This window comes from Polyangiaceae bacterium (assembly GCA_016715885.1).
Classification (GTDB): Bacteria; Myxococcota_A; Polyangia; order Polyangiales; family Polyangiaceae; genus Polyangium.
Genome location: JADJXL010000016.1, coordinates 253,881 through 278,384, shown reverse-complemented (window position 1 = coordinate 278,384; position 24,504 = coordinate 253,881). Strand labels below are relative to the sequence as shown.

General features: G+C 59.7%; 21 protein-coding genes. 12 read left to right on the top strand and 9 right to left on the bottom strand.

Annotated elements, in window-relative coordinates:
• Nucleotides 1–28 precede the first annotated feature (28 nt).
• Both IPM54_18715 and IPM54_18710 read left to right on the top strand, forming a co-directional pair.
• Nucleotides 29–487 (top strand): hypothetical protein, encoded by a 459-nt coding sequence (locus tag IPM54_18715; GenBank protein MBK9261821.1) that lies wholly within the window; start codon nucleotides 29–31, stop codon nucleotides 485–487.
• Nucleotides 484–1,806 (top strand): LysM peptidoglycan-binding domain-containing protein, encoded by a 1,323-nt coding sequence (locus tag IPM54_18710; GenBank protein ID MBK9261820.1) that lies wholly within the window; start codon nucleotides 484–486, stop codon nucleotides 1,804–1,806. Before IPM54_18715 ends, IPM54_18710 begins: the two co-directional genes overlap by 4 nt.
• Here IPM54_18710 and IPM54_18705 read toward each other — a convergent pair.
• The 5 genes from IPM54_18705 to lnt are packed head-to-tail and all read right to left on the bottom strand — an operon-like array spanning nucleotide 1,800 to nucleotide 6,110.
• Nucleotides 1,800–2,225: a hypothetical protein gene (locus IPM54_18705; GenBank protein MBK9261819.1), complete on the bottom strand. Its 426-nt coding sequence runs from the start codon at nucleotides 2,223–2,225 to the stop codon at nucleotides 1,800–1,802. The two genes, IPM54_18710 and IPM54_18705, sit on opposite strands and share 7 nt — an antisense overlap.
• A 10-nt stretch (nucleotides 2,226–2,235) precedes the next feature.
• On the bottom strand, nucleotides 2,236–2,652 hold the full coding sequence (locus tag IPM54_18700) for a hypothetical protein (GenBank protein ID MBK9261818.1): 417 nt from the start codon (nucleotides 2,650–2,652) through the stop codon (nucleotides 2,236–2,238).
• Nucleotides 2,649–3,146, bottom strand: a complete 498-nt coding sequence (locus IPM54_18695; protein ID MBK9261817.1) for a hypothetical protein — start codon at nucleotides 3,144–3,146, stop codon at nucleotides 2,649–2,651. The genes IPM54_18700 and IPM54_18695 overlap by 4 nt, the downstream gene beginning before the upstream one ends.
• The gene (locus tag IPM54_18690; protein ID MBK9261816.1) at nucleotides 3,143–4,354 is read right to left on the bottom strand and encodes a radical SAM protein; all 1,212 of its coding nucleotides are present in this window, start codon (nucleotides 4,352–4,354) and stop codon (nucleotides 3,143–3,145) included. Before IPM54_18690 ends, IPM54_18695 begins: the two co-directional genes overlap by 4 nt.
• Nucleotides 4,338–6,110, bottom strand: coding sequence for an apolipoprotein N-acyltransferase (lnt, locus tag IPM54_18685; protein ID MBK9261815.1), 1,773 nt, complete (start codon nucleotides 6,108–6,110; stop codon nucleotides 4,338–4,340). Before lnt ends, IPM54_18690 begins: the two co-directional genes overlap by 17 nt.
• 120 nt (nucleotides 6,111–6,230) lie before the next feature.
• Between lnt and IPM54_18680 the strand changes: the two genes are divergently transcribed.
• The 7 genes from IPM54_18680 to IPM54_18650 all read left to right on the top strand — a co-directional run bounded on the left by IPM54_18680 (nucleotide 6,231) and on the right by IPM54_18650 (nucleotide 14,652).
• Nucleotides 6,231–7,001: a 1-acyl-sn-glycerol-3-phosphate acyltransferase gene (locus tag IPM54_18680; GenBank protein ID MBK9261814.1), complete on the top strand. Its 771-nt coding sequence runs from the start codon at nucleotides 6,231–6,233 to the stop codon at nucleotides 6,999–7,001.
• A 690-nt stretch (nucleotides 7,002–7,691) separates the two neighbouring features.
• Nucleotides 7,692–9,563, top strand: a complete 1,872-nt coding sequence (locus tag IPM54_18675) for a lytic transglycosylase domain-containing protein (GenBank protein MBK9261813.1) — start codon at nucleotides 7,692–7,694, stop codon at nucleotides 9,561–9,563.
• A 36-nt stretch (nucleotides 9,564–9,599) separates the two neighbouring features.
• Nucleotides 9,600–10,931, top strand: coding sequence for a protein kinase (locus IPM54_18670; protein ID MBK9261812.1), 1,332 nt, complete (start codon nucleotides 9,600–9,602; stop codon nucleotides 10,929–10,931).
• Entirely contained in the window at nucleotides 10,928–11,971 is a 1,044-nt protein-coding gene (locus IPM54_18665; protein ID MBK9261811.1) for a membrane dipeptidase, read from the top strand. The genes IPM54_18670 and IPM54_18665 overlap by 4 nt, the downstream gene beginning before the upstream one ends.
• Nucleotides 11,972–12,031: 60 nt before the next feature.
• On the top strand, nucleotides 12,032–12,577 hold the full coding sequence (locus tag IPM54_18660) for a DUF1232 domain-containing protein (GenBank protein MBK9261810.1): 546 nt from the start codon (nucleotides 12,032–12,034) through the stop codon (nucleotides 12,575–12,577).
• Between the two features lie 14 nt (nucleotides 12,578–12,591).
• Nucleotides 12,592–13,641 carry an aldo/keto reductase gene (locus tag IPM54_18655; protein MBK9261809.1) on the top strand — a complete coding sequence of 350 codons (1,050 nt, stop codon included), beginning with the start codon at nucleotides 12,592–12,594 and terminating at the stop codon, nucleotides 13,639–13,641.
• 18 nt (nucleotides 13,642–13,659) lie between these two features.
• The gene (locus IPM54_18650) at nucleotides 13,660–14,652 is read left to right on the top strand and encodes a YdcF family protein (GenBank protein ID MBK9261808.1); all 993 of its coding nucleotides are present in this window, start codon (nucleotides 13,660–13,662) and stop codon (nucleotides 14,650–14,652) included.
• Here IPM54_18650 and IPM54_18645 read toward each other — a convergent pair.
• The gene (locus tag IPM54_18645; GenBank protein MBK9261807.1) at nucleotides 14,646–16,130 is read right to left on the bottom strand and encodes a glutamate--cysteine ligase; all 1,485 of its coding nucleotides are present in this window, start codon (nucleotides 16,128–16,130) and stop codon (nucleotides 14,646–14,648) included. The genes IPM54_18650 and IPM54_18645 overlap by 7 nt on opposite strands.
• A gap of 448 nt (nucleotides 16,131–16,578) precedes the next feature.
• On the opposite strand from IPM54_18645, the gene IPM54_18640 reads away from it, so the two are divergent.
• Both IPM54_18640 and IPM54_18635 read left to right on the top strand, forming a co-directional pair.
• Nucleotides 16,579–17,574 (top strand): sterol desaturase family protein, encoded by a 996-nt coding sequence (locus IPM54_18640; protein MBK9261806.1) that lies wholly within the window; start codon nucleotides 16,579–16,581, stop codon nucleotides 17,572–17,574.
• Between the two features lie 16 nt (nucleotides 17,575–17,590).
• Nucleotides 17,591–18,379 (top strand): SDR family oxidoreductase, encoded by a 789-nt coding sequence (locus IPM54_18635; GenBank protein ID MBK9261805.1) that lies wholly within the window; start codon nucleotides 17,591–17,593, stop codon nucleotides 18,377–18,379.
• Nucleotides 18,380–18,383: 4 nt separating this feature from the next.
• Here the strand turns inward: IPM54_18635 and IPM54_18630 are convergent, their stop codons facing one another.
• The 3 genes from IPM54_18630 to IPM54_18620 all read right to left on the bottom strand — a co-directional run bounded on the left by IPM54_18630 (nucleotide 18,384) and on the right by IPM54_18620 (nucleotide 24,037).
• Nucleotides 18,384–19,472 (bottom strand): STAS domain-containing protein, encoded by a 1,089-nt coding sequence (locus IPM54_18630; GenBank protein MBK9261804.1) that lies wholly within the window; start codon nucleotides 19,470–19,472, stop codon nucleotides 18,384–18,386.
• 179 nt (nucleotides 19,473–19,651) lie between these two features.
• On the bottom strand, nucleotides 19,652–20,767 hold the full coding sequence (locus IPM54_18625) for a hypothetical protein (GenBank protein MBK9261803.1): 1,116 nt from the start codon (nucleotides 20,765–20,767) through the stop codon (nucleotides 19,652–19,654).
• A gap of 51 nt (nucleotides 20,768–20,818) precedes the next feature.
• Nucleotides 20,819–24,037 (bottom strand): DUF3516 domain-containing protein, encoded by a 3,219-nt coding sequence (locus IPM54_18620; GenBank protein ID MBK9261802.1) that lies wholly within the window; start codon nucleotides 24,035–24,037, stop codon nucleotides 20,819–20,821.
• Here IPM54_18620 and IPM54_18615 point away from each other — a divergent pair.
• Nucleotides 24,028–24,492, top strand: coding sequence for a hypothetical protein (locus tag IPM54_18615; protein ID MBK9261801.1), 465 nt, complete (start codon nucleotides 24,028–24,030; stop codon nucleotides 24,490–24,492). The genes IPM54_18620 and IPM54_18615 overlap by 10 nt on opposite strands.
• Nucleotides 24,493–24,504 lie beyond the last annotated feature (12 nt).

Genomic DNA, 24,504 nt, shown 5'->3' with positions numbered 1-24,504 from the left:
GCTCAGCGACGAAGTAGCATCGTATCGAATGCGAATTCTCGTCTGCACTCTCGCCGTTGCGACCGCGTCCGTGGGATGCGCCAAAGATGGCAGCCCCACGCGCAAAGAGCTTTCGGCGATCCAGCAAGAGCTCGTGCGAATGCGGGCAGAGAACGCGATCTTGATGGCGCGCGTCGAAGCCCTCGAAACAACGCGCACGCCCAAAGCGGCGCCCGAGTCCGCACCCAAGGCCGCCGTCTCAGCAGACGAAGATCGCCCGAAACTAGACGTCCTGCGCTTGACGCCAACCCCCGAAACATCGCCACAAGCGGACAAACCCGCTGCGTCCAAAGACGAAACATCGACTGCCAGTGAGGTCGACCAAGACGAACCTCGCCCGGTGCTTCGATCCACCGGACGAGGCGAAGTGGTTGCGCAGTCCCCGCGCACATCGAAACCACCCGTGCAACCGCGGCCCGCGAAGACTGGATCAGGAACGCCACGATGAAGCAACGACAGGCCCTCACAGCGACCCTTCTCGCCATCCTTTCACTGGCCGCGTTCGATTCGAGCGCCCAAGACACGGCCCCTGGCGCAACACCCGCTGGTGCACCTCAAGTCACCATCGTGCAGGCGCCCGCGCCGCCGCCGACGCAAGTGGTCGTTCCGGGCTATCCGCAACCGGGTTTCAATCCCGACGGGCACCTGCCTTCGAGCTCGCGATCATCGATCGACACGTCACGCTCGACCGACGGCTTCGACTTGCTTCCGGATCCAGGAGCGAGCGAGACCGTGCGAGGTGGTGAGAACAGCGGCTACGTCATCGAAGGCCAGATCGTGCCCGAGATGCACACGGTTCGTTCGGGCGACACGCTGTGGGACATCTCGGGGCGCTACTACCGCAATCCCTACGGCTGGCCGCGGCTGTGGGCGCAGAACGCGCAAATCCAGAACCCGCACTGGATCTATCCCGGCGATCAGGTCCGACTTCGCGATGCGTCCGATACGGGCCCTGCCGCAATGAACCTCGGGCTGCGCAAGGGCGCGCGCGTTCCGCCGCAAACCGTCTTTCTGCGCGACGTGGGCTGGCTCGACGACAAGACCGACGACGTGTGGGGCGAAGTCGTCGGAAGCCCATCGGAAAAGATGATGCTCAGCGAAGGCGACGACGTGTACGTCAAGCTGGGCAAGGACAAAGACGGCAAAGAGCGCGAGGTTGCACAGGGACAAACCTTGGTCCTCTTCCGGCCTCTCGTAACGAGCGGTGCGGCAGCCGAAAAAGGTACCCTCGTGTCCATTCGCGGCACCGTGCGCATCGATCGCATCAACAAAGACGAACGCATGGCGCGCGGGCGCATCATCGAATCGATCGACGTCATCGAACGAGGTGCGAAGGCTGGTCCCGTCGATCGCAGCTTCTTGATCGTTCCACCCGTCAAGAGCGACAAGGACCTGCAGGCTCGCATCATCGCAGCTCTTTATCCGCATGCGTTTTACGGCACGCACCAAGTGGTTTTTCTCGACAAAGGCAAAGAGGAGGGCGTCGTCCCCGGCATGCGCTTTTTCGGTTTGCGACGTGGTGATCGCTGGCGCTTCTCGGTGCGCGGCGCTGGAAAGTTCGCCACCGTGAGACCCGTCATCGAGGATGATCGTCCCGCCAAGACCGAAGACATTGCCGCCACTGGCGACGACAAGGCATTCCCCGACGAAACGTACGCCGAAGTCCGTGTTCTGCGCGTCCGCGAGCACACGTCCACGGCCGTCGTGACGGCGTCTTCGCACGAGATCGAACGCAACGCGTACGTCGTTGCACGACGCGGCTACTGACGCAGTTCGACAGGAGCGCCCGGTCCACCCAGCCACGTCGGCACGAACTGCGGCGACGCGATGGCGAGGATGAGCGCCGCCGCAGCAAGCACCGCACCACCATGAAGCAGCGCCAGACCAAGCGCTTCAGCGCGTGAAGGCTTCGGCTTGCCCGCGGCCGACAGCACCGCAAGCGCGTTTGCCAACGGGATGGAAAACGCGAGCCACATGAGAGGCGATGTCGTTTCACCCGGCGACTTTGGCGTCACGAGCGCGGCGATGAGCAGATAGGCCGCAAACAGGTAAATCGTAGGGCTTTTCAGCCGCGTCATCGCGAGCCGCAAACGACCTTCCTTTGCCCCGCGCACGCCACGAATCGCCGCCGTCATCGTCGCAACGGCGATCCACAAGGCACACACGACGATGGCGACGGGATGCACGATGCTCGACTCACCGCGGACAATACCACGCGGGCAACGGCCACGGATCGGGCGTCTGGGTCATGAGCGCCCAACCGAAGTAGACGAAGTCGAGCACGAGCACGAGGCCGCCTGCACGCGCTACGGAGAGCACGACGTTTGGCTTGGAGAGCCACGTCGATCGCCCAGACAAACCATACGCCAAGAGACCCACGGCAAGCGCCGCGAAAAGCCCCAGCGCCGTTCGCCCGTACCAGTCCATGCCTAGCCCCTCCGGGCGTGACGCAAAGACAAACCGGCGCTCGAGCGGCATGTACCAAGGCACGGGAGACTTGCGCATCGCGCTCACCAAGAAGGCCAACCCATACGCAAGACGAGCCGCAAGAAACGCGACGAAAAGCCGCGCCGACGGTGAAGGACGGCTTGTGGAGATCGATGCATCCATCATCCGATCCCCCGTACGGACGTGACCAGCAGTCCGAGCACGACGTTGAGCCAAACGACACCGCACACGAGGAAGCTCATCACGGCATACACGCGCACGAGCCACCGCTCTTCGGCAGGACGCAGGGCAAATGCGAGCGCTCCGAGGCCCACCGCGACGACCAACGTGAGCGATGCGTACACTTCTTTGACGTCAAACAATCCGGCGTACGTCGGGGCAAACCGGTCGAGGTACAGGCCTCGCACGTGGTAGCGATACGTCGGATACAAAAGCGCCCCGATGACGAACGTGAAGACGTACGCAACTGCTACGACCTTTGCCCACAGTTTTTCCTGCGCCACGCGGACAAACTTGTGTCGAAGATAGTACCGCATGTGCAGCGCATGATGCGTCGATGCCCCGACGAGCACGATGCTTCCCGCTGCATGGAGCACGAGGAGCAGGCGCCTTGCGCCATAAAGAAAAATGGCATCATCCGGAGCGCACGGATCCATCACGTAGAAGCCCCGGAAGCGCGTTTGCGCCGCACACGCGGGCATTCTGGATCCGGCCCGAATGCGCCTTCACCAGCATGACGCGAAACGACTTGGCATCCGCCACGACAAACAGGAAACAGAATACACGATCGACATGGTTCGTCCGGCGAAACATGGTATTGACGAAATCGCTTTAGGTCCTCGTCGTTTGCCCATGCGTTCGCAACGTCGCTCGATGCGCCCGTCGAGGCATGAGAAAAGCTGCACGCGGAAAAACGCCCATGCGCATCGACGGCCCCGAGATTCCGCCCGGCTTCACAACCAAAAACGCCGAGTGACGACAGCGTTTGCGCCGGATCCGGAAGCTCGCAGAGCGCCTCGGACAAGAGCGGTACGAGCGCACAATCGATTCGCACGGAAAGCCTTCGCTCGCCAATGATGTCCGCAATGACGGCCCATAAATCGCGCACCTGGGCCGGCGCCAATCGTTTCTCCAGGTACGCCAAGCGCGCCGCTCGCCCTTGAGGTTTGAACCGCAAAAGCTGCATTTCCCCTGCGCCGAGGTCTGCGACGCGTTTCGCCGTTTGTCGCAGTTGTTCGAATGATTCGCGCGTGACCACCACGTTCGCTCCTACGGCAATACCGGCGCGCGAGAGCAGCTCCATTGCGCGTTCTGCCGCGCGAGATCCGTCGAAACCTCGCACGGACGCGTAAGCACCACCCACGCCGTCGTGGCTTATGTTGATTTGCGCAAACGCCCGGAGCTCGGCGACACGCGCCTCGGACAAACCAAGCCCACTCGTCGTCATCACGGGGACCATTCCCAACGAGCGAGCAAATGCTGCGAGATCCCCGAGATCATTCCGCAAGAGCGGTTCACCCCCGCCAAACGCAATGGTCGATGCCCCGAGATCGCGCAATGCCACTATTCTTTCGCGCAGTTCTTCGTGCGATGGCATGTATCCATCGGGCTTTGCGTCCAAGTAGCAATCGGTACAGGGCGCAAAACAGCGGGACGTGACGGATACGTGCGCTTCGAGCGGGCCGTTCGGGCATTTCGCAGAATTGGTTTTTCCTAGCGGTACGCCGAGACGCCCCGCCAAGCCGTGATCGACCGCGACGAGCGTTCGATCGTCCAGACGAACCCACGCACCAAAGGGCTCTTCACGAAACCAGGGGAGCCTTGGTTTGTCGGAAGTGGCTATTGGCTTTTCACGATCGAGCGGCATTGGTACCCTTGCGCTTGCGGAACGCGGCGATCCCCACGAGCAAGGACAGGGTCCACCAGGGTGCGTCGCCAATGCGTGAATACACGGTGCGCTCGCGCAAGAATCGCGCTTCGCCAATGATGCTTTCTTTCGTGTAGACGCCCCCGTGAACCGTGACGCGTCCGTTGGGATCGACGATGGCGGACACGCCGCTGTTGGTCACGCGGATCAAATACAATCGATGCTCGATCGACCGGAATTTTGCGAGCGCCAAGTGAATCCATGGCTCGGTCGTATTGCCGAACCACGTGTCGTTCGTGAGATTCACGAATAAGTCGGGATCACCGGCCGCGACGAGTTTGTTGACGAAACTCGGCAAAATATCTTCGTAACAGATCATCGTGGAGATGCGATGACCCTTCCATTCGAGCGGCGCGAAGGACGTGCCCGGCGTGAATTTGCTCGAATTGGGCGACCATTTGTACATGATGGGGAACACGTCGCCAAACGGCAAATATTCCCCGAACATGAGCAAAAATTGTTTGTCGTAACGACCGATGATGTTTCCTTTTTCATCGGCCATGAGCGCCACGTTGAAGAAGTCACGCTTGGCCGTCGGGTCTTTCGTGCGATCGGGCTGGCGCACGAGCAATGCGCCGACGATGCTGGGCACGCCGAGTTTGCCAGTCACGTCGAACTTCACCATTTGTTTGTAACGTTCTTCCGAAAATGCGCGACCGAGCGGCGCTTCGCTCCATACGACGAGATCGACGGGCTCTTTCTTTTGAAGCTCTTTCGTCATGTCGAGGTGCGTGCGCAAGGCATCCCGTCGATTGAACAAATCGTTGTAGGGCTGCACCATGCCGACACGAATTTTTTCGGCATTCGCGACTTTCGCATCGATGGAGCTCATGCGAATTTTGCCGTAGAGCGCCGCAATCACGGGAACGGCAAATCCAACCGCCATCGTGACTCGATTGGCAGGCATGCGCCGATAAACTTCGATCAATTCGGCAATGGCCAAGTTCGAGCCCATCAGCATGACGCTCACGGCAAAAGGTCCGCCGAGGTCCGCGACCTGCATCATGATGGGCCAGTCGTGCATCGTGACGCCGGCATACCAGGGAAATAGAAGCGGATAAACGAGCTCGCCGGCGACGAACGCGGCGATGAACACGGGGGCATGCGGCCATCCACGCTCGGTTGCGCGGCCGTAGAGCCATCCGGTGACGGCCATGCGACCGGACTGGTACACGTTGAGGATCGCGGCGAAAAGCACGCACAAGGGCAGCGGGAAGCCGCTGAAGACCTCGAGCATGTTCACGAGCCAGTAGAACCCGCACGAGGCGCCGACGAACATCATGAGCCAGCTCATTTTGAGGGCCATGCGTGGGGTTTGTCCGCGGATGGCGTAGAGCCACGGCACGAAGGCGAAGAACGCGACGAATGCAAACGGGCGCGCTGCCGTCCCGGGAAACGCGAGAAAGTAGAGCAACGCCGTCAGCACGCTCAGCGCGTAGCCCACCCTTGGCGTCACGACGGGACGCGGATTCCAAGCTGATTTCTGCGCAGAGCGGTCGGACGATGGCGCCTTGTTTTCACCTGCGGCCGCCTTCTCGTCGCTCGCCGGAGCATCGCTTTCAGCTTCGTTTTCCGCATCGGATGCGCCTTCGGATTCGCTCGCCGCATCGCTCTCGGCCTCGTTCTTCACGGCCTCGGATTCACTCGCTTCGCGCTCTTCGCCGCGCGAACTTTCGTCCCGCTCGTCGTTCTTCATGCTGGCCGGGACATATCATGTTCCGCAGCGATCGGGGACATCTGCACGCAGCGCACGTGCACATGCGGCCTTCCTTGACGCGAAAGTTCCGATGGACTACCCCGAGACGGACGGCTTCGGATGCGCCTTGCCCAGATTCTATTCTCCACGTTTTTCTGGTGCTTCTTCGTCGTCACCGCGTCCGCGGGGTTCGTCGTGGGCGCTTCGATCCACCTGCTGCTCGATCTGCTCGGCATCGATCGCGAGCGGCGTTTCATGCACTGGTACATCAACGGGTGGATGTTCAACTACCTGCGGATGAACCCGTGGTGGAAGATCGAGTTCGTCGGACGGGAACGCATTCCGAAGGGTGGTTCGGTATTCGTGGCGAACCATCAATCGCTTGCAGACATTCTCGTTTCGTTCGGTCTTGCGACGCAATATCGATTCGTCTCGAAAGCAATTCTTTTCAAGACGCCGCTGGTCGGCTGGTCGATGAAGCTTTGCGGGTACATTCCGCTGGTTCGCGGAGATTCGGCGTCGGCCCGCGAGATGATGGATCGATGTAGGTATTGGATCCGAAAGGGAATTCCCGTCTACATTTACCCCGAAGGCACGTTCAACAAAGGCGACAGGCTGCTTCCGTTTCGTCGAGGCGCGTTTGTCTTGGCCATTGAAGAAAAGGTACCCATCGTGCCGATAGCGATCACGGGCACATCGGGCCTCGTGTTCGAAGATAGTCCGCTTTTGTCGTTCAGGGCGCGTATTCGCGTGGAGATCCTGGAACCGATCATGCCGGAAACGTTCGGCGATGATCCGGTCGCTCTGGGTGCGCGGGCGCGGGAACAAATTTCCGCGGCTCTGGGGATGCCCATCGAGGAAGAACCGAAGCTCGCCAAGATCGCGGATTGATCGTTCTTTTGGGCAATCCGCGCATTTCGCGCTAAGCTTCCGTTCGTGCGTCGTCCTTCGTTCCCACTTCACTTCCACCGCCGCTCGGTGGTCTGGGCGCTTCCTGCGCTGGTCCTCGTTGCGCTCGGATGCGCAGCCGTGTCGGCCCCGTACCTCGGCAGTGGAGCATCCGCGGGAAACCCAGCCGCATCGGCGTCCGTCGCGGCGGCCGCCACGACGCTCGCCGCAGCGCCGTCTGCAGCCGCGCCTCAGGCGGCTCCGGGGGAAGCCGTCGAATTCGATCCGGGCCGTCTCGCGCCGGTGCTCGACGACCCGCGTCTATCGGCCGTCAAAGCTGCGTTCACACGTGAAGCGTATGTCGAAGCAGGCAAGGCGCTCGAGGCGGTGCTTTATGCCGAGCCGCGTCCGTCGATGGACGACGAGCGCGCGTTTCGTTATCAACTCGGCCTCATTCGCTCGCTCGCAGGCGATCCGCTCGGTGCGGCGCGCGCTTTCGAATCCGCGGCGGCGCTCGGCGGAGCGCTCGAAGGTTACGCTCGTTTTCAGGCGGCGGATCTTTTGGTTCGCGCGGAAAAACCTGCCGAAGCGTTGCCGCACATCGAAAAGATTCCTGCCGAATTGCCGATTACGCAATCGTTGACGCTCCTTCGAGCCGACGCACTCCTCGGCAAAGGCGACCTGGATGCCGCGATGCCTCATTATCGTGCGTACCTCGGCAAGCATGGACATCCCGCGCGCTGGGTCGAAGTGACGCTGAAAGTCGCTCGGGCGCTCTTACAAAAACCTTCCGAAGAACACGCGGAAGAAGCAATTGGTTTGGCGCGCAGGGTCATTTACGAAGGTCCCTCGGGCGCCGGCCATGCCGAGGCGAAAGCGATTGAAAACGATGCGCTGGGCAGCCTTCCTTTTCCAAGGCGCAAAGCCTTCGAATCACCCACGCAAGACGAACTTTTCGCGCGCGCCAAAGCCCAGCTCGATGCGGGACAAAGCCGCGAAGCTTTACGCACGACCGATGCGCTCGTGGCCGATCCGCTCGCGGCCAATCCTGGCGATTTCGCGTGCAACGTGTGGATCACGCGTGCCGAAGCCATGGTTCGCCTGCGCAAGAGAAACGAAGGCTCGGATGCGTATGGTACCGCCATTGAACGATGCGCCGGAGCAAGTCGCCGGGTGGAAGCATTGTGGCATGCAGGAAAAGCGGCTGCTCGAGCGGGACGTCATGCGGACGCCGCGCAGCGTTATGGAATGCTCGAACAAGAATTCCGGACGCATCGATTGGCCGACGATGCTCGATTGAAAGGAGCCTATGCCGTCCGCGAGCTCGGAGACGATGTCCGATTTTCCCAAATGCTGACATCGATGCCGGACGATTATCCCGAAGGGGACATGGTCGAGGACGGTTTGTTTCAATTGGCTCTTTCGCGGATGGTGAAACGTGATTGGGCCGGTGCCATTGCGCCGCTCGAAAAAGCGCTGGCCAGAGCCCCGCATGAGCGAGCGTATCATTCGGCAGGGCGCCTGCCGTATTACTTGGGGCGAGCACGCATCGAGACGGGAGCCATCGAGCAAGGAAAAACCCTGCTCGCGAACGTCATCAACGAATACCCGCTGTCGTTTTACATGGCGCTCGCGTACGCGCGTTTGAGCGACCAAAATGGTGCAGCGGCGAAAAAAATATTGGCGGATGCTTTGGCGCGCGATGGGCAAGCGGGGGCGCCAGCCGTGCCGAAGAGCCCCGTTTTTGGAAAGGGCGAGTTTGTCCGAGCCGTGGAATTGGCGCGCCAGGGAGAAGCACGATTTGCGCGCTACGAGCTCGATCGCCTCGGCGTGGGCGCTCGCACGGCACCGCCCGAAGTGCTCTGGGCCGCGGCGCTTCTTTTTTCACGCGTCGGTTCGCCGAAAGAAGCGCACCAGATTCTTCGATCGGCCACGGCTACGCAATCGCCCACTCGGGCCGAATTCACGGATTGGACGGACCATTATCCCGCCGGATCGTGGCGGAGCGCATGGGAAATCGCTTTTCCAAGGCCGTATTTGCCCTCCGTCACGGCGGAGACGACGCGTAGTGGCATCCCGGAAGCGCTCGCATACGCCATCATGCGCGAAGAAAGCGCTTTCGATCCGCGCGTCGTTTCGAGCGCCAATGCAGTGGGATTGATGCAGCTCATCGTCCCCACAGCCAAGCGCATGGCCAAACCTCTGCGTTTGCCGGGTGATGCGCAATCTTTGAAGCGCCCTGAAATCAACATCGCGCTCGGATGCAGATATTTGTCCGTGCTGCGCAACATGTTTCCCGACAATCCGCTGCTCGCCATTCCTGGTTACAATGCGGGCGGAGGCAAGCCGAAAGATTGGATTGCCGAGCGCCCGAACGAGGACTTCGATCTTTGGGTCGAACAAATTCCGTATGAAGAAACGCGCAATTACACCAAGCGCGTCATGACCAGCCTTGCGGCCTATGAAGTCCTTTACGGCAATGGCTCGCCGGGAGAAGCGCTCGCAGCGCCGCTTGCTGCAAGCCCGAACGCACGCAAGTCTGCCGTCGCATCCGCGTCGCCTTGAATCCACCCCAACTGCTTCTGATAGAGTTTCCGCCCCATGGCCATGCAAAGCCCCGCCGAACAACTCGTTGGCGCCGTTCTCAACCGACGCTTTCGTCTCGTCAAACTTCTGGGCGAGGGCGGCATGGGCGCCGTGTACGAAGCCGACTGCGCCGAAGGCAAACGCGCCGTCAAGGTACTGCACGAAGAATTCAAGAAGATGGAGGAAGTGCGGCAGAGGTTTTTCGCGGAAGCACAAGCGACGCAGAACCTTGCGCATCCGAACATCGTCTCGGTGATCGAGTCCGCCGTTGCGGAAGATGGTTCGCCGTACATGGTGATGGAGCTGCTTCACGGCCAGTCGCTCGGAGATCGCCTCGATGGAGGACAAACCATGAGTGCCGAGGAAGCGTGGCCGATCATGAGCCAAGTGCTTTCGGCGCTGGGCGCCGCGCATGCAGCTCGGATCGTTCATCGAGATCTGAAGCCCGACAACGTTTTCATCTCCAAAGATCCGAGCGGAAACGATTTCGTGCGCCTGCTCGATTTCGGGATCGCAAAGATCATGGATGCAGCGGGCGGGATGGGGTCGAAAACACGCACCGGAGCACTCATCGGCACAGCGGGATACATGAGTCCCGAGCAGATCAAGAGCGCCAAGTCGGTGGATCATCGCGCCGATCTCTGGGCGATGGGCACGATGCTTTATCAAATGCTCACGGGCGCGCTCCCGTTCCGAGGTGATGACGACTTCACGCGCCTCACGGCAGTCATCGTCGGCTCGCCGGTGCCCATCGAGAGCATTGCGCCCGAGCACGCGCGCTTTTCGGCGTTTTTCGAGCGCGCTTTCGCCAAGGACGTGAACGCGCGGTACCAGACCGCAGATGAAATGACACGTGCGCTCGCAGCGATCATGAGCGCCAATGCATCACAAGCGGCTTATGGAGCAACGTCGCTGGCGATGCCCGTCATGGATGTCGCGCCTGCTGCCGGTGCGCCGAGAACGTCCCAACAGGGCACGTCGATCATGCAGGCGTCGGCGTTCGTGGCTCCCACGGGAGCCGCAGTATCCGCTCCAGCGGGCTCCATGGCCGTCGCCGATACGACGCCCGCAAGTGCCAACGCCAGGCCGCAACTGAATCCGCTCACGACGACCGCTCGCGCGCAATACGCGCCTGCGGGGCACACGCGCGTGAGTGGTGGAGCCGACGCCGTCGTAGCGGTTGTTGCGCCGCAAGTTCAGGTGCTCCACTCGCCAGTTCCACCAGGACGAACGCTGCCGGAGGAAAGCTCGGCGCGCTCGGGAGCGCCATGGTGGCTCGTGGCCGTGATCGCGGCGGTTTGTCTTGGCATCGGTTTCGTCGCAGGATTTCTTGCAGGCGGACGATGAAACGCGTCACGGCCTTCGCTTTCGGTGTGCTCGTTTCAATGCTCGCTCCGGTCGCTTTTGCAGCCGAGCCCGACGTAACGTTCATGGTCGTCGATCTGCATGCCGACGTGCCTTGGCAGGTGCGCGATCGTGGGCGATCGCCGAAGCTCGTCGAAGGGCAATTACGCATCGACGCGATCAAGGCTGGGAACTACGGCGGCATCGTGCTGCCGATCTACATCTCGGACAAGATCAAGGGTGGGCCGAAGATCGCCGATGCCGAAGCGCTCTACGATGCTGCTCGAAGCGTCGTCGATGCGAGCAGCCTGTTTCTCCCGCTCGGGTCGCGATTGGCCGATCCAAGGCGAATATCGACGTTTTTGGCGATCGAAGGAGCTGGTGCGTTTGCCGATGACATCACGGCGATCGATCGGTTCATCGATCGCGGCGTGCGCCTCGTGAGTCTCGCTCATGCGCGCAACAACAAGCTTGCTTCGGCGGCGACGGGGCAGCGTGCCAAGTTTGGATTGACAGACCTCGGCAAGGACTTTGCCAAGCGCGTCTATGAAAAGGGCGCGCTCGTCGATGTTTCTCACCTCTCCGATGCAGGCTTCACGGACCTCGTCCCCATCGCGGATTCGTACGGAGCACCGATTGTCGCGACGCACTCGAACGCCCGATCTCTGTGCAAAGTTTCGCGCAACTTGACGGACGATCAACTGCGCCACATCGGCCGAACGGGAGGTGTCGCGGGCCTGAACTTTCACGCCCCGTTTGTCTGTTCAAACTCTACGAAGGCGAAGCTGACCGACGTGATCAAGCAGCTCGACTACATGGTGAAGCTTGCGGGGATCGATCATGTTGCGATCGGCAGTGACTTCGATGGGGACATCGATCCTGCCGAGGGACTCGAGGATGCATCTCGTCTGCCCGCGCTCGCGACGGAGCTGCGGCGACGCGGGTGGACGAACGACGACATCCTGAAGGTTTTTTCGATGAACGCGCTTCGTGTTCTGAGCTATCGGCCGCAGAAGCCAGCGCTTCGCGTCGCTACGCCTTGAACGCGGACGGCAAGCGAGCGACCATCGCGCCGGGCGACTACGACGAGGAGACACTCCATGCTGACGGATCTGGAAACGCGTTGCTTGAACTCATTCCCCGACTGGCTTCGCACGCTCGGCGCAGATGCGGCCGACATGTCGAAGATCTTGGCGTCGGCGTCGGCATCGCTTTCGGTCAAGAAGTACGCGGCGGGAGCGTTGAACTACCTGTTCAAGTCGTTGGATCTGATTCCGGACGGCGTCGAGGACCTCGGGTTTTTGGATGATGCTTTCGTCCTGCGCGTGGCGGCATCGCTGATTGTCACCGAATCGCAAGACATGCGGAACGAAGCGCCGGTGCTCACGCGGCTCGCTGCGGACAAGCCGCTGATCGCGGAGCTTTTGGGCAAGGATTACTCGCGGCTCGAACGGTACGTGCGGGAATTGACGAAAGGAGCTGCGCGAGGGCGAACGGTGGACGAAATCGTCGACGACGATGCCGTGCGGAATAATTTCATCAATGAAGTAACGAATTGGTCGCAGATGTACACGGCGCCATCGTTTACGCGGGACGAGAAGAACGTCATTAAGTTGCAATCGTTCTTGTCGGCCAAACTTCCGACGTGAAAAAGGGGATGACGATGCGTTACAAACTCTTGGGCAATACGGGAATCAAAGTCTCCGAATTGTGCCTCGGCACGATGACGTTCGGCGACAGGTGGGGCAATGGGGCAAACGAGGCCGAATCGCTCGAAGTCGCCGCAGCATACGCCGAAGCCGGCGGGAACTTTCTGGATACGGCCAACAAATACCACGAAGGGCAATCCGAAGAGATTTGCGGCAAGATCATTGCCGGCAATCGCAATCGGTGGGTGCTCGCGACGAAGTTCACCCTCGCAATGGCTTCTGGAGATCCCAATGCTTGCGGCAATTCGCGCAAGAATATGATGCAATCGGTCCATGCGAGCCTCAAACGACTCGGGACCGATTACATCGATCTCTTTTGGGTGCACGCGTGGGACTTCACGACGGGCGTCGACGAGGTCATGCGGGGGCTCGACGATCTCGTGCGTTCGGGCAAAGTACTTGCCGTCGGCGTGTCGGACGTCCCGGCATGGGTCGTGTCGCAAGCGAATACCATTGCGAATTTTCGCGGGTGGTCGCCATTTGCCGCGTTGCAGATCGAATACAGCCTGATCGAACGAACGGTGGAGCGGGACTTGATACCGATGGCGCGCGCATTCGGCTTGACGGTCACGCCTTGGGGACCCCTCGGCGGCGGCGTGCTCACGGGCAAGTATTCGCGAACGGGCGGCAAGCCCGAGGATTCCAAACGCGCCGCTGGCAATGCGAGTCGTTTGTCCGAGCGGAACATGAACATCGCCCGCGAGGTCGACAAGATTGCCGACGAGCTTGGCAAGACGTCGACGCAAGTCGCGACGAACTGGGTGCGTGGCCAAGGTCCGGACATTCTGCCCATTTTTGGCGCACGCAAAGTATCGCAAATTCAGGACGTGATTGGCGCGCTCGATTTCACCCTTGCGCCCGAACACGTCGAACGTCTGAACAATGCGAGCCGTGTCGACCTTGGATTCCCGCATCAATTCTTGAACGTGGAATTCATCCGCAACATCGTCTACGGCGATCGCGTTGCTCACATCGATTTGCCCCCTGGCGCTCGCCCGCGCTGAGCTTCCTTCAATCCACCGATGCGCCCCCTTTCCAACGTGCTGCGTTCGCTCCTTCGCGATGCGGGCGCAGCCGTTGGCGTGTTCGGCCTCGTCAACGTGCTCGGCGAGCTCTTGCGCGGACCGTTTGACGTCATACGATCGTTCGTCGGTGTACCTGAATCATTGCATGTTTTTGCGCTGCCGTTCGAAGCGCTTGTCGCAGTGGTGCTCGTTCTCAATCGCGTAAAACCGTTCGAAACGCAGCGATTTCGCAGCATTGCGGCCGTGCTCGTGGGCACGGTAGCGCTTCTTTCGGCCGCGGATATCATCATTTTTTACTGCGTCGTCTTTTCGGGTCACGTTCAGACGTCCTTTCCCATTCCAAGCTCCATAGTGGTATGCGCGTTCTTTGCGGCGCTCACGTATGACATGGCTCGTGGTCGTTCGAAAGATGCCTGGACGTGGAAACGAGCGCTCCAATTTTTTTCAATTTCATGTGTCGTCGCGGCAGCGCTACCGCTTTTGTTGATGTTTACGTTTGGCCCAACGAACTACGCTCGGGAAGCCGATTGTGCAGTCGTTTTCGGTGCCCGCGTATGGGATGACGGCACGCCATCGCTTGCGCTGTCCGATCGCGTCGATGAAGGAATTCGTTTGTATCAAAAAGGACTCATCAAAAAACTCGTCATGAGTGGTGCGATAGACCAGGGAAATGGGTATTCCGAGCCGGAGGTCATGAAAAAGCGCGCGGTGGAAGCGGGTGTACCGGCTGCTGACATTTTGCTCGACGAAGCAGGAATCGACACGTCGTCGACGGTACGCAATACCGCGGAGCTCATGCAGCGCGAAGGATTTTCGAAGGCCCTTGCGGTGAGCCATTATTATCACGAACCGCGTGTAAAAATGCTTTTTTCGCGGGCGCGCGTGCGTGTGTACACGGTGCCTGCGAAGATGACGCGAAGGCTACTGAAAGAGCCCGTATTCATCGTCCGCGAGATACTCGCGTATTACCATTCTTGGCTATTTCAATGAATGGGCCACTCGTGAACGGGTGCGCCACCGCCAGAAAGAGTTTCGTACTGGCGAAGAAGCGCTTGCAAAGCATCTTGAAGCGGCATGTTGCGGAGCAATTCCGAAAGCATTCGGCGCTGCCACGATGCACCTGTGCGGCGCGTATCGACGCGTGAAGCGAAAATCGAGAGATAATGGTCGGCTTCTTCTGCGTCGACGCCGGCATCGACGAGGCCCCTACGTGCAATGGGCAGGAGCTGCAAACATAGGGCTCGAGCATTGATGTCACGAGGCGATGGCGGAGCATCGGTTGGCCACGGGAAAACGGCATCGAGCCCCGATTGAGCCGCTCGGTAAAACGCATATTGAGCGAGCGGAAATGGGTACGCCGCCAGAATTCGATCCACGTCCGGCGCCAATCCGAGCGTCAGCCCTAGCATGAAGGCTGCATTGGCCACCATGTCCACGGTCGTAGGACCTGCAGGCAGCGCGCGGAATTCGATGCGAAAATGGCCCCCATCCGCGGGATCGTAGACCGCGCGATTCCACCGCCACACAGTGCCATGATGCAATCGAAGCTCGGCAAGCGATGGCACTTGACCACGACGGGCAGCTTCGAGCGGGTTTTCCTCGCCAAGAACGGGCAAGAGCGGAACATGCAATGCCACGCTCTCCGCAAATGCCTCGACGACACTCTTTCGCATCCAGCCATGACCAAACGCGACGCGCGGCGGAGGATGCCAGCCGGGATGTTCCGCGCGATCGTCGACGGATTGTTTGAACAATGCAATTCGTGTTTCTTCCCAGAGACGGTGCCCCACGAGAATGGGAGAATTGCCCGATGCAGCCAGCGTAGGAATCGTGGCCAACTGTGCTGCGTTGTAGTATCGCACGAAGTTCGCGGGCGAAACGCGCAAATGAATTTGAAAGGAGGTACACGCTCCTTCCATCGCCACGTCGTCCGTATCGAGCGCCAGTGGATCGACGCCGTTGATTCGCAAATGAAAGGGTCCACCACGGAGCCGTCGCACGCCCTTCGATAAAGCGACGTAGCGGGGAATGTCGGTCATTTTTTCGAGGACGAGGTCTTCGCGACGCAGCGTCGGCAAAATGCCAATATGCACGATACGTCCGGAGCATTCGCGCGCGGCTCGCGATATTTCCGCAATGGCACCATTTATTTCCGTCGTCAGCGCCGAAAATGGCCGCCCAGCAAGCAACCCGGGCCGAGCATTGAATTCGAGGTTGAAGCGGTCCATCTCGACAGTGAATCGAGGATCGACCGTTCGCGCCAAGACGTCGCGGTTGGCCGGCAGCGGCAGCCCAGCGTCATCGACGATAAAAAGTTCGAGCTCGGCACCAATCGTCGTTTCGCCCTCGCCAAACCCAGGCCTATTTCGCACGAGTGATTCGAGGGCCTCGAGGCTAGCCCGAAGCCGCTCTGAAAAACGATCGTACTCGTGCTCGTCAAAGGTGTCGCGTGCGATGAGCAGGCCCATGAGGATCGAGCTTAGAGAATGAGATTGCAAAAATCGAGTCGAACCGTAGCGTCGCTGCGCACTTTCGACGAGCCGACTTCGGCAACCGAGCGTCGAATTTTGTTGATTTTCACGAATTTACACGGTCGAGCGGCGCTCGATCGCTCGCTTCATGGCGGCGCGTACGCGTTTGTCACGCCGATACGGGCGTTTTCGCGCTCCCTTCGAAACTTCAAAATCACGGCAGTGATGATCGTATTTTCCAACGTCATCATAACGAAGGCCGGAAACTGTGAGGTCGAATGCGGCATTGAATCAAGATTTCATCATGAGCAGTCACGAATTCATGCAGTGGTTCGCCGCAAGCTTGACGCGAGAAAGTAGCTACGGTAGACGGATCATTGCGCCGCGTTTCGTAGAAACGCTTCACGACGCCCAAACGCACGCCTTAACGCTACGGAACGACGACATGGCCCAACGGATTCAGATCTCCCAATCGATCGATGCTGCACCGGAGCCCGAAAAAAGGGGCATCGCGGGTCGCATGACGGCCATGAAGTACGATCAGCTTGCGATTCCCGACATCCCGAAAGAGGAACGGGGCAACGTGTGGTTCGGGATATTTGGCCATTTGGGATCGCCGATTGCGTACGTCGTCGTGCTGGCCATCGTTGGCGTCACGCTATGGAACACCATCTGGGCGTTCTTTGCGGTATCGTTTTTCTTCATTCCATTTACGTTGGTTTGCGAAAAGTTTTGGCCGGCGCTCGGGATTCCCAAAGCCACGCCGAGGGAAATCTTCGACGGGCTGTTCATGGTATTCATCAAGGGCGTGGCGATTGGCGGCGGATTCGTCGCTGCGGGCTGGTACGTCGTTTCGCACTTTCCGCTCTACGGCAAACTCTACAACAATTGGTGGCTCATTGCTGCCGCGACGGTCCTTTGTGACTTCGCCTATTATCTGATTCATCAGTTCATGAGTCACAGCCGAGGCCCCAACCGGATTCTTAGATATTACCGCAAAAAGCACGCGGCTCATCATTCGGTAACCGAGCTGGATTTCCTCCGCGGCAATCAATCGTCGCTCGTCGATACGTCGCTCGGGCAATTCCAACCGGCGCTCATCATCATTTCGTGGCTGCTCGGAATGGATCTGGCCCCGACCCTCGTCGCTTACGGGCTCATCCTGCTGCTCCAAGCCACCGACCATACGAACATCACGTTCAACATCGGGTGGCTCAGCTACATCTTCATGGACAATCACGCGCACAAGCTGCACCATTGCAAGCGAGGCAATCTTATCAACCATGCAGCAGGGTTTTCGTTCTTCGACCGCTTGTTCGGCACGTATTACGAAGACTGGCGGCTTTCGTCGAATTACCTGCATCACCATGGCATTCCGCTACCCATCAAACGAGCCGACGAAAAGAAAAAACCGAGCTCGCGTGATGCCGACTCGGAATGAACGCGGCTAGCCTCGTATGAAGAAAGATTACGCGCTCATCACCGGCGCCAGCAGCGGTATTGGGCTCGCCATGGCCCACGAGCTGGCCGATCAGGGCTATCCCCTCATTCTCGTCGCTCGTCGTATCGATCGCTTGGAATCGCTCGCTGCCGACATTCGTAAACGCACGAACGTCGACGTCTGCGTGATTCCACTGGATCTGTCGGAGCCCGACGCTGCCGAGCGCCTGCGCGAAGAGACGGCTCGAAGGAAGCTGCATACCGAAATCCTGATCAACAATGCGGGATATGGCATGCAGGGCAAGTTCATCGAAATGGACACGCGCAAAATGGCCGCGATGTTCCGGCTCAACATCGACGCTTTGACATTCCTGTGTCGCGAATTCGCGCCGGCCATGGTCGAGCGAAAACACGGCTACATCCTCAATGTCGCGTCGGCTTCTGCTTTTTTGCCTTCACCCTATGTCGCGGCCTATGCGGCAAGCCAAGCGTTCGTGGGGCAATTTTCGGAAGCTTTGCGCTTCGAGCTCGAGGGAACCGGCGTGAGTGTCACGACGCTTTACCCAGGCGTCACGACGACCGAATTCAACGACGTCGCGGGGGCAAAACATCCGCCCCTCATGAATGCGTCGGTTCTCACGGCCGCGCAGGTTGCACGCATCAGCTTACGCGCAATGTTTCGCAGAAAACGCAGCATCGTGCCGGGCATCATCAACAAAATCAATGCATTTTTCAGTCAGGTCTTCCACCGCGGAATCATTACGTACGTGGCCGGAACGCTGCTGAAAAAAGCCAACGGTCATTGACGCATCAAGCTCGCTCGCGTTTTGCAGCCGCGGCGATTCCGTCACGCAGACTCCGCAAGAGAAGCACGTCGCCCATATCCACGCCTGCCATGACGAGCGTCCGCGCGAGCGCTGGCGCGATGCCTGTCACGATGGTGCGCGCGCCGAGAAGCCGAATCGCACGGCCAAGACGGGCCACTTGTTCGGCCGTCTGAGCGGTCGTCAACGCGTCGGCACCGGTCAAATCCAAGATGACGCATTCTGCCCCGCGATTCGACACGACCGCTAAAACGCGCTCCTCGAGCGCATTCGCTCGCGCTGAATCGAGTGTACCGATGATGGGCAATGCAATCGTGCGAGCAGACACTTCGAGCATGGGCGCGGACAGGGCCAAAATCTCCGCTTTTTGCTTCTCCACGAGCGCCAGCGTTCCACGCAATTCGGCCGCGAGCCGACCTTCGTCCTGTGCACGCCGCTCGGCTTGATAGCGCGCAGTTTCGTCCGTGTGCTGCACCAAAATGACGGTCTTGCCCGTTGCAGGATCCGGCAATGTTCGCGCCTCGATCGCGTGCCAATTGTCGCCAGTCTCCGCTCGCACGAGCGTCTCGAGCTCGAAGACTTCGCCCGCACGCGCCGACGCAAAAATCGCTTCGGATATCGCGTCATCGGTGAATCGAGAAGCAAACGAATTCTCCGCCCCGAACGCTCGAATGGCTGCCGGGTTTTGCAGGACAATCTTCCCCTCCATGTCGAGCAGCGTCACCATCAAGGACGTGTGCCTCAGCGCTTCGATGCTGCGCACGAGATCCGGCGTGGGCCCTTTTTCCTTCACGAATGCCTGAATGAGCACGCCCGTGCGATCGTCGTCGAGCTGCACACCCGACATGAAGAGCTTCATCGTCACGGGTTCGCCTTTTGGATACAGCGTCCATTCCTCTTCAGCGCTGCGCCCAAAGCGAAAGCTCTCGATGTACCCCTGCATTCTCGCGCGCGTGGATGCGGTCATGTCCGAGTAATCGCGGGCGTAGAGCTCTTCGCGCGTTTTCGCGCGCCAGATCTCCAAAGCAGCATGATTTGCCCAACGCTGACGAAAAAACCCGCGTCGAATACCCACGTCGGCACCGGAGAAAGATCCAGTGCCGCAAGCCGTTCGTGAAGCTTCATCAACTGCACCGCCACGAAATTTGAAACGAGGCACCGTCTAGGACGAATCGCGCATTTTGTCCACCCCCGAATGCATTCTATTTGTTCGGAATATGCTGGATTTCCACATTCGAGCAGACAAGTGCCACATCACCGCAATGCATCCAGCGATTCGAGCACACATTCCAGCGTCCGGCGGCCAAACGAGCGCGCTCGGTCGGGAGAAAATCCATCTGCTGGCGCAACATCTTTGAAGGGCATTTCAATGGTCATGGACAAGCAATCGAAGCGTTCGCCGACCCAATTGTTGGCAATTCGCAAGTCGCCTTTGCCAGGATCGTTCGGTCCATAATCGTGCTCGGGGGAAAAACCGCGATCACATTTCACAAGGCCCCCGGCAAACCGCCTTTCGAGCCAATGAAGCCGGTCCGAATATCGAGGGTTCCCCGCGCAACCAACGGCGAAAATGCACGGTTCGGTTTCGTCGCCGTGAATGTCGAGATAGAGATCCACACCCGCTTCTTCCATGGCGGATCGAACGGCGAGCACTTCAGGGCTCGCTTCGGCGTTGGGAAATGCCCATTCGCGATTGAGGTCCCGCCCAGCCGCATTCGTACGGAAATTGCCTCGGGCACTGCCATCCGGATTGACGTTGGGCACAATGAAAATCACGCAATCGTCGAGCAAGGCGCGGGTGACTTCGTCATCGCCATCGAGCAACCTTTCGATGACGCCTTCCGCAAAGAATGCCGCCATCGTTTCCCCGGAATGCTGCCTGGCTGAAATCCATATTCGCCGTTTGCCCGGACCATCATTGCCAAACGATACGAGATCAATCGAGCGGCCTTCGATGCTTCGTCCAATCGAATCGACGCGCATCCACGGCACACTCGATGCGCGTGTCAAAAGCGTTCGTTGCCGGTCGAGAGGATATGCTCCAAAATAGGAATAATGCACGACGTCGTCTTCAGGTCGATGCCGAAGAACGAGCTTTCGTCCGTCGAAATGCGTGTCGATGCGAAACCATCGTTCGAGGTCGTACGAAGCGAGCGCGCGGTAATGGTAGTAGCCGTGAGGATAACTGGCCTCACCTGCATTGACGATCGACAATTCGAGGTGCGACCCTTGAGCGCCTCGCACGCGGAAGTGGAACCATTGGCGGATGGGCGACGCGCTGTCGTGCTGAAGCGTAAGCTCCGCCGATCCGCCGTGATGCTTGCGAACGAGATGAATGTTTCCGCCGCAAAGATCGGCATCGATCCACATGTCACCATCATCGCACGACACGAGGCTTGCGAAAATAGCTCGTGTAAATTTCTACCCCGCAATCCTCCGTAGCGTTATCACCGGCTTATTTGCTTCCCGCGACTTGTCGATATCGATGACGCCTTCCAGCACCCAATCGCCTTCGCCCGATTCGTCGACCAAAATCTGCGTAAATTCCCACACGAACGGCCATTGACGCACCTGCGTATGGCTCGGATTGCGAGCCGCAGGATCCGTCCGAATTTCCGGGTGCTCCTCCCAATACGCGGCCAATGCCTCGTCGAATCGCCGCGGCGTCCATTCTTCGCCACCAGCCTGCACAATCGCCGAGGCCTCTTCGTAATCGCGTTTCGACAGCGCACGCACGAGCGAAAACAGTTCGTTGCGCAAAAGCGCGACGAACGCACGCGTGTCGGTCGTGATGTCGAACGCCTCCTTCTCCTCGGTTTGTCTTTCTACAACCTTCACCGCACGCGATGGATCGCGCATCCGCTCCCACTCTTCGAGCAGCGACGAGTCCACCTGACGCACGATCGCTCCGAGAAAAATCTCCACGTCGTCGATCTCGTCGGTTTTCACGCTGTCCGGCACCGTCTGCACGAGCGCCTTGTACACGTCCGACAAGTACCGCAACAAAAGCCCTTCGCTGCGCTGAAGCTCGTACTCGCGGATGTAGTCGCTGAACGAGTACAGGTTCTCGTACATCTCACGCGCGATCGACTTCGGCCGAATGTTCTCGCGTCCGACCCACGGATGATGCCTCGCGAACTCGTTGAACGTGCCGTACACGAACTCCGCTTGCGGCTTCGGATACTCCATCTTGTCGAGCTCCGCGACGCGATCCTCGAACTCCATGCCCGCTTGTTTCAGCTCGATCATCTTCAGCCGCTTCAACTTGTCGAGCTGCTTTTGCAGGATGAGATCCGGGTTTTCGAGGATGCTTTCGACGAGCGTCAGGACATCGAGCTGGTGCGTCGCCGATTCCGGATCGAGCTTGTGAACGGTGTCGACGAGCCACAAACCAAGGGCGTGATTGATGGAAAAGTCTTCTTGCAAGTCGACGTTCACGCGCACTTTGCGGCCCGATTCGTGATGAAACGGGAGCAGTTCCACGATGCCTCCGCGCACGAGCGAGCGGAACATTTGCAGCGCCGTCTTCTTGTGAATCCGCCGCTGCGCGGGCGTTTCGTGCACGCTCGAGAGCAGCTTCTTCATCGCGCGACAACCGTCACCTTCGCGGCCGAGCACGTTCAGGAGCATCCCGTGTGACACGGAAAAACGCGACACGAGGGGCTCGGGATCGGACGCGATGAGCTTTTCGAACGTGGCTCGATCGAAGTGCACGTAGCCTTTTTCAGGCGGTTTTTTGCGTACGATGCGCTTCTTCTTGACGGGATCGCTTCCGGCTTTCGCTTCGAGTCTCAAGTTCTCGATGACGTGCTCGGGTGCTTGCGCAACCACGGTGCCTCGATCGTCGAAGCCTTTTCTTCCTGCGCGTCCCGAGATCTGTTGAAAGTCGCGCACGCTGAGGATCGCCGTCTTTTGTCCGTCGAACTTGCACAGTTTCGTAAAAAGCACCGTGCGAATCGGGATGTTCACGCCGACGCCGAGCGTGTCCGTTCCACAGATGACCTTGAGCAAACCCTTTTGCGCGAGTTTTTCGACGAGCAAGCGATACTTCGGCAACAGGCCCGCGTGATGCAGTCCGACGCCGTGGCGCAGAAAGCGCTGCAAATCCTTGCCGTAGGGACTATCGAACCGCGCGCCGGAGAGCACGTTGGCGATTGCGCGTTTGTCTTCCTTCGACGCGTAGTCGAGGCTCATCAAGTTTTGCGCTTCTTCGGCGGCTGCGCGCTGCGTGAAGCAAACGATGTAGACCGGTGCTCGATCTTTTTGCACCAGATCGTGGACGGTCTCGTGCAGCGCCGTTTCGCGGTATTCGAAATCGAGCGGCACGGGCCTTTCGCGCGAGCGCACGAGCGCCGTTTCTTTGCCCGTCAAGTCCGTGAGGATCTTGGAGAATTTTTCGGTGTCGCCGAGCGTTGCCGACATGAGCAAGAACGTCGCGTTCGGCATCGTGAGCAGCGGAACTTGCCATGCGACGCCGCGATCGCGATCGGCGTAGTAATGAAACTCGTCCATGATCACGTAGTCGATCCCCGAGCTGTCGCCTTCACGCAGCGCGATGTTCGAGAGGATCTCCGCGGTGCAGCAGACGATGGGTGCGTCCCGGTTGACCGATGCATCGCCGGTCATCATGCCGACGTTGTCGGGTCCGAAATCTCGACACAGAGCAAAAAACTTTTCGCTCACGAGAGCCTTGATGGGGCAGGTGTAAAAGGATCGCTTGCCCTTCGACATGGCCAGAAAGTGCATCGCCGTGGCGACGAGCGATTTGCCTGATCCGGTCGGCGTATTGAGGATCAAGTTCTTGCCGGCGCAGATCTCGAGCAGGGCTTCTTCTTGTGCGGGGTAAAGCTCGAGGTTTTTCTCGTACACATAGTCGAGAAATCGATCGAAGATGTCGTCGGCCGATGTGTCTTCGTCTGGCCGAGGGAGACGTCGAGCGAGAGGTGCGGAGGTCGAGTCGGAGGGAAGCACGGCCCGGTCATGCCATGAAACGGGGCCTTCGGGGACGGATGCGCGTCGGAAAAAGTACAAGCTCGGGGTCAGGGTGTGGACGGATGAAGTTCCCCCTTTGCCGCGGCGATGTGGTTGCGCTAGTGCGGAGGGGCGAAGGTGCTTACGAGGGAGCGGATGAAAGGGTGCAGTTCGTTGAACCAGCAACGGGCTGCTAGCGCGCGAGAGGCAATCCGGGGCATGATGGTCTCGCAGAGCGCGCTTGTGGCATGCGCGGGAGAGAAGGCGTGAGCGCGGACAACTCCAACCCAAGCGACCAACCCGACGAAGCAGCCGATGCGTCGAACGCAGCTCCGCAGAGCAAGCGCGGTGGCGTGGTCGCCTCGCATGGCGAGCGTGAAAAGCGCGCGTACGTTGCCCCGGTCGAAGTGCCACGACGTCATCAACGCATGGCGACGATCGACATGTCCAAGGTGCGAATTGCGCCGGACATGAAGGTTCAGACGGTCGATCCGCGGCACATGCCGACGCAGAAGATGGACCTACCGCCGGGCGGACTACGTCCACCGCCGCCACCGGCGAACGTGGAAGTTGCCGACGCGCAATCGCAGCCGCAGCCGCAGCTTCAACCGGGCGCAGCAGCAAGTCCGTGGTCGCAAAACGCAGGCATCGATCGATCGATGTTGCCATCGGCCGCGATGGCGCCGCCTGCCCCCGCACAAGCAGCACGTCTTCCTTCCATGCCTCCAACGGGCGGCAAAGCGCAGACCAATTTTGGCCCTGCGATTTGGATCGCCGTCATCGTCGTCGCCGCACTCATTGGTGGGGGCGTCGCATATGTGCTGCGCAGCGGAGGGGCCAGCGGCGGAACCGATGGAGTCTCATCGAGCGCGCCGATCGCGATCTCCGTACCGGGCGTAGCGCCTGCGGCAACAAGTACGACATCGCCTGCCGACTCCGAGGAGGTCGTCGAAATGGAAGAGCCCGACGCGACGGAAGATGCTGGGGCAGCGTCCCCCGCGACGAAATCTCAAACTCCGCGCACGGCACCACGACGACCTTCGACAACGACCAAACCAACCGCTACGACCACGGCTCCAGCGCCGACCACAACGTCGACGGCGCGACCGCGACTGTTCGATTGACCGGGGGAAAGC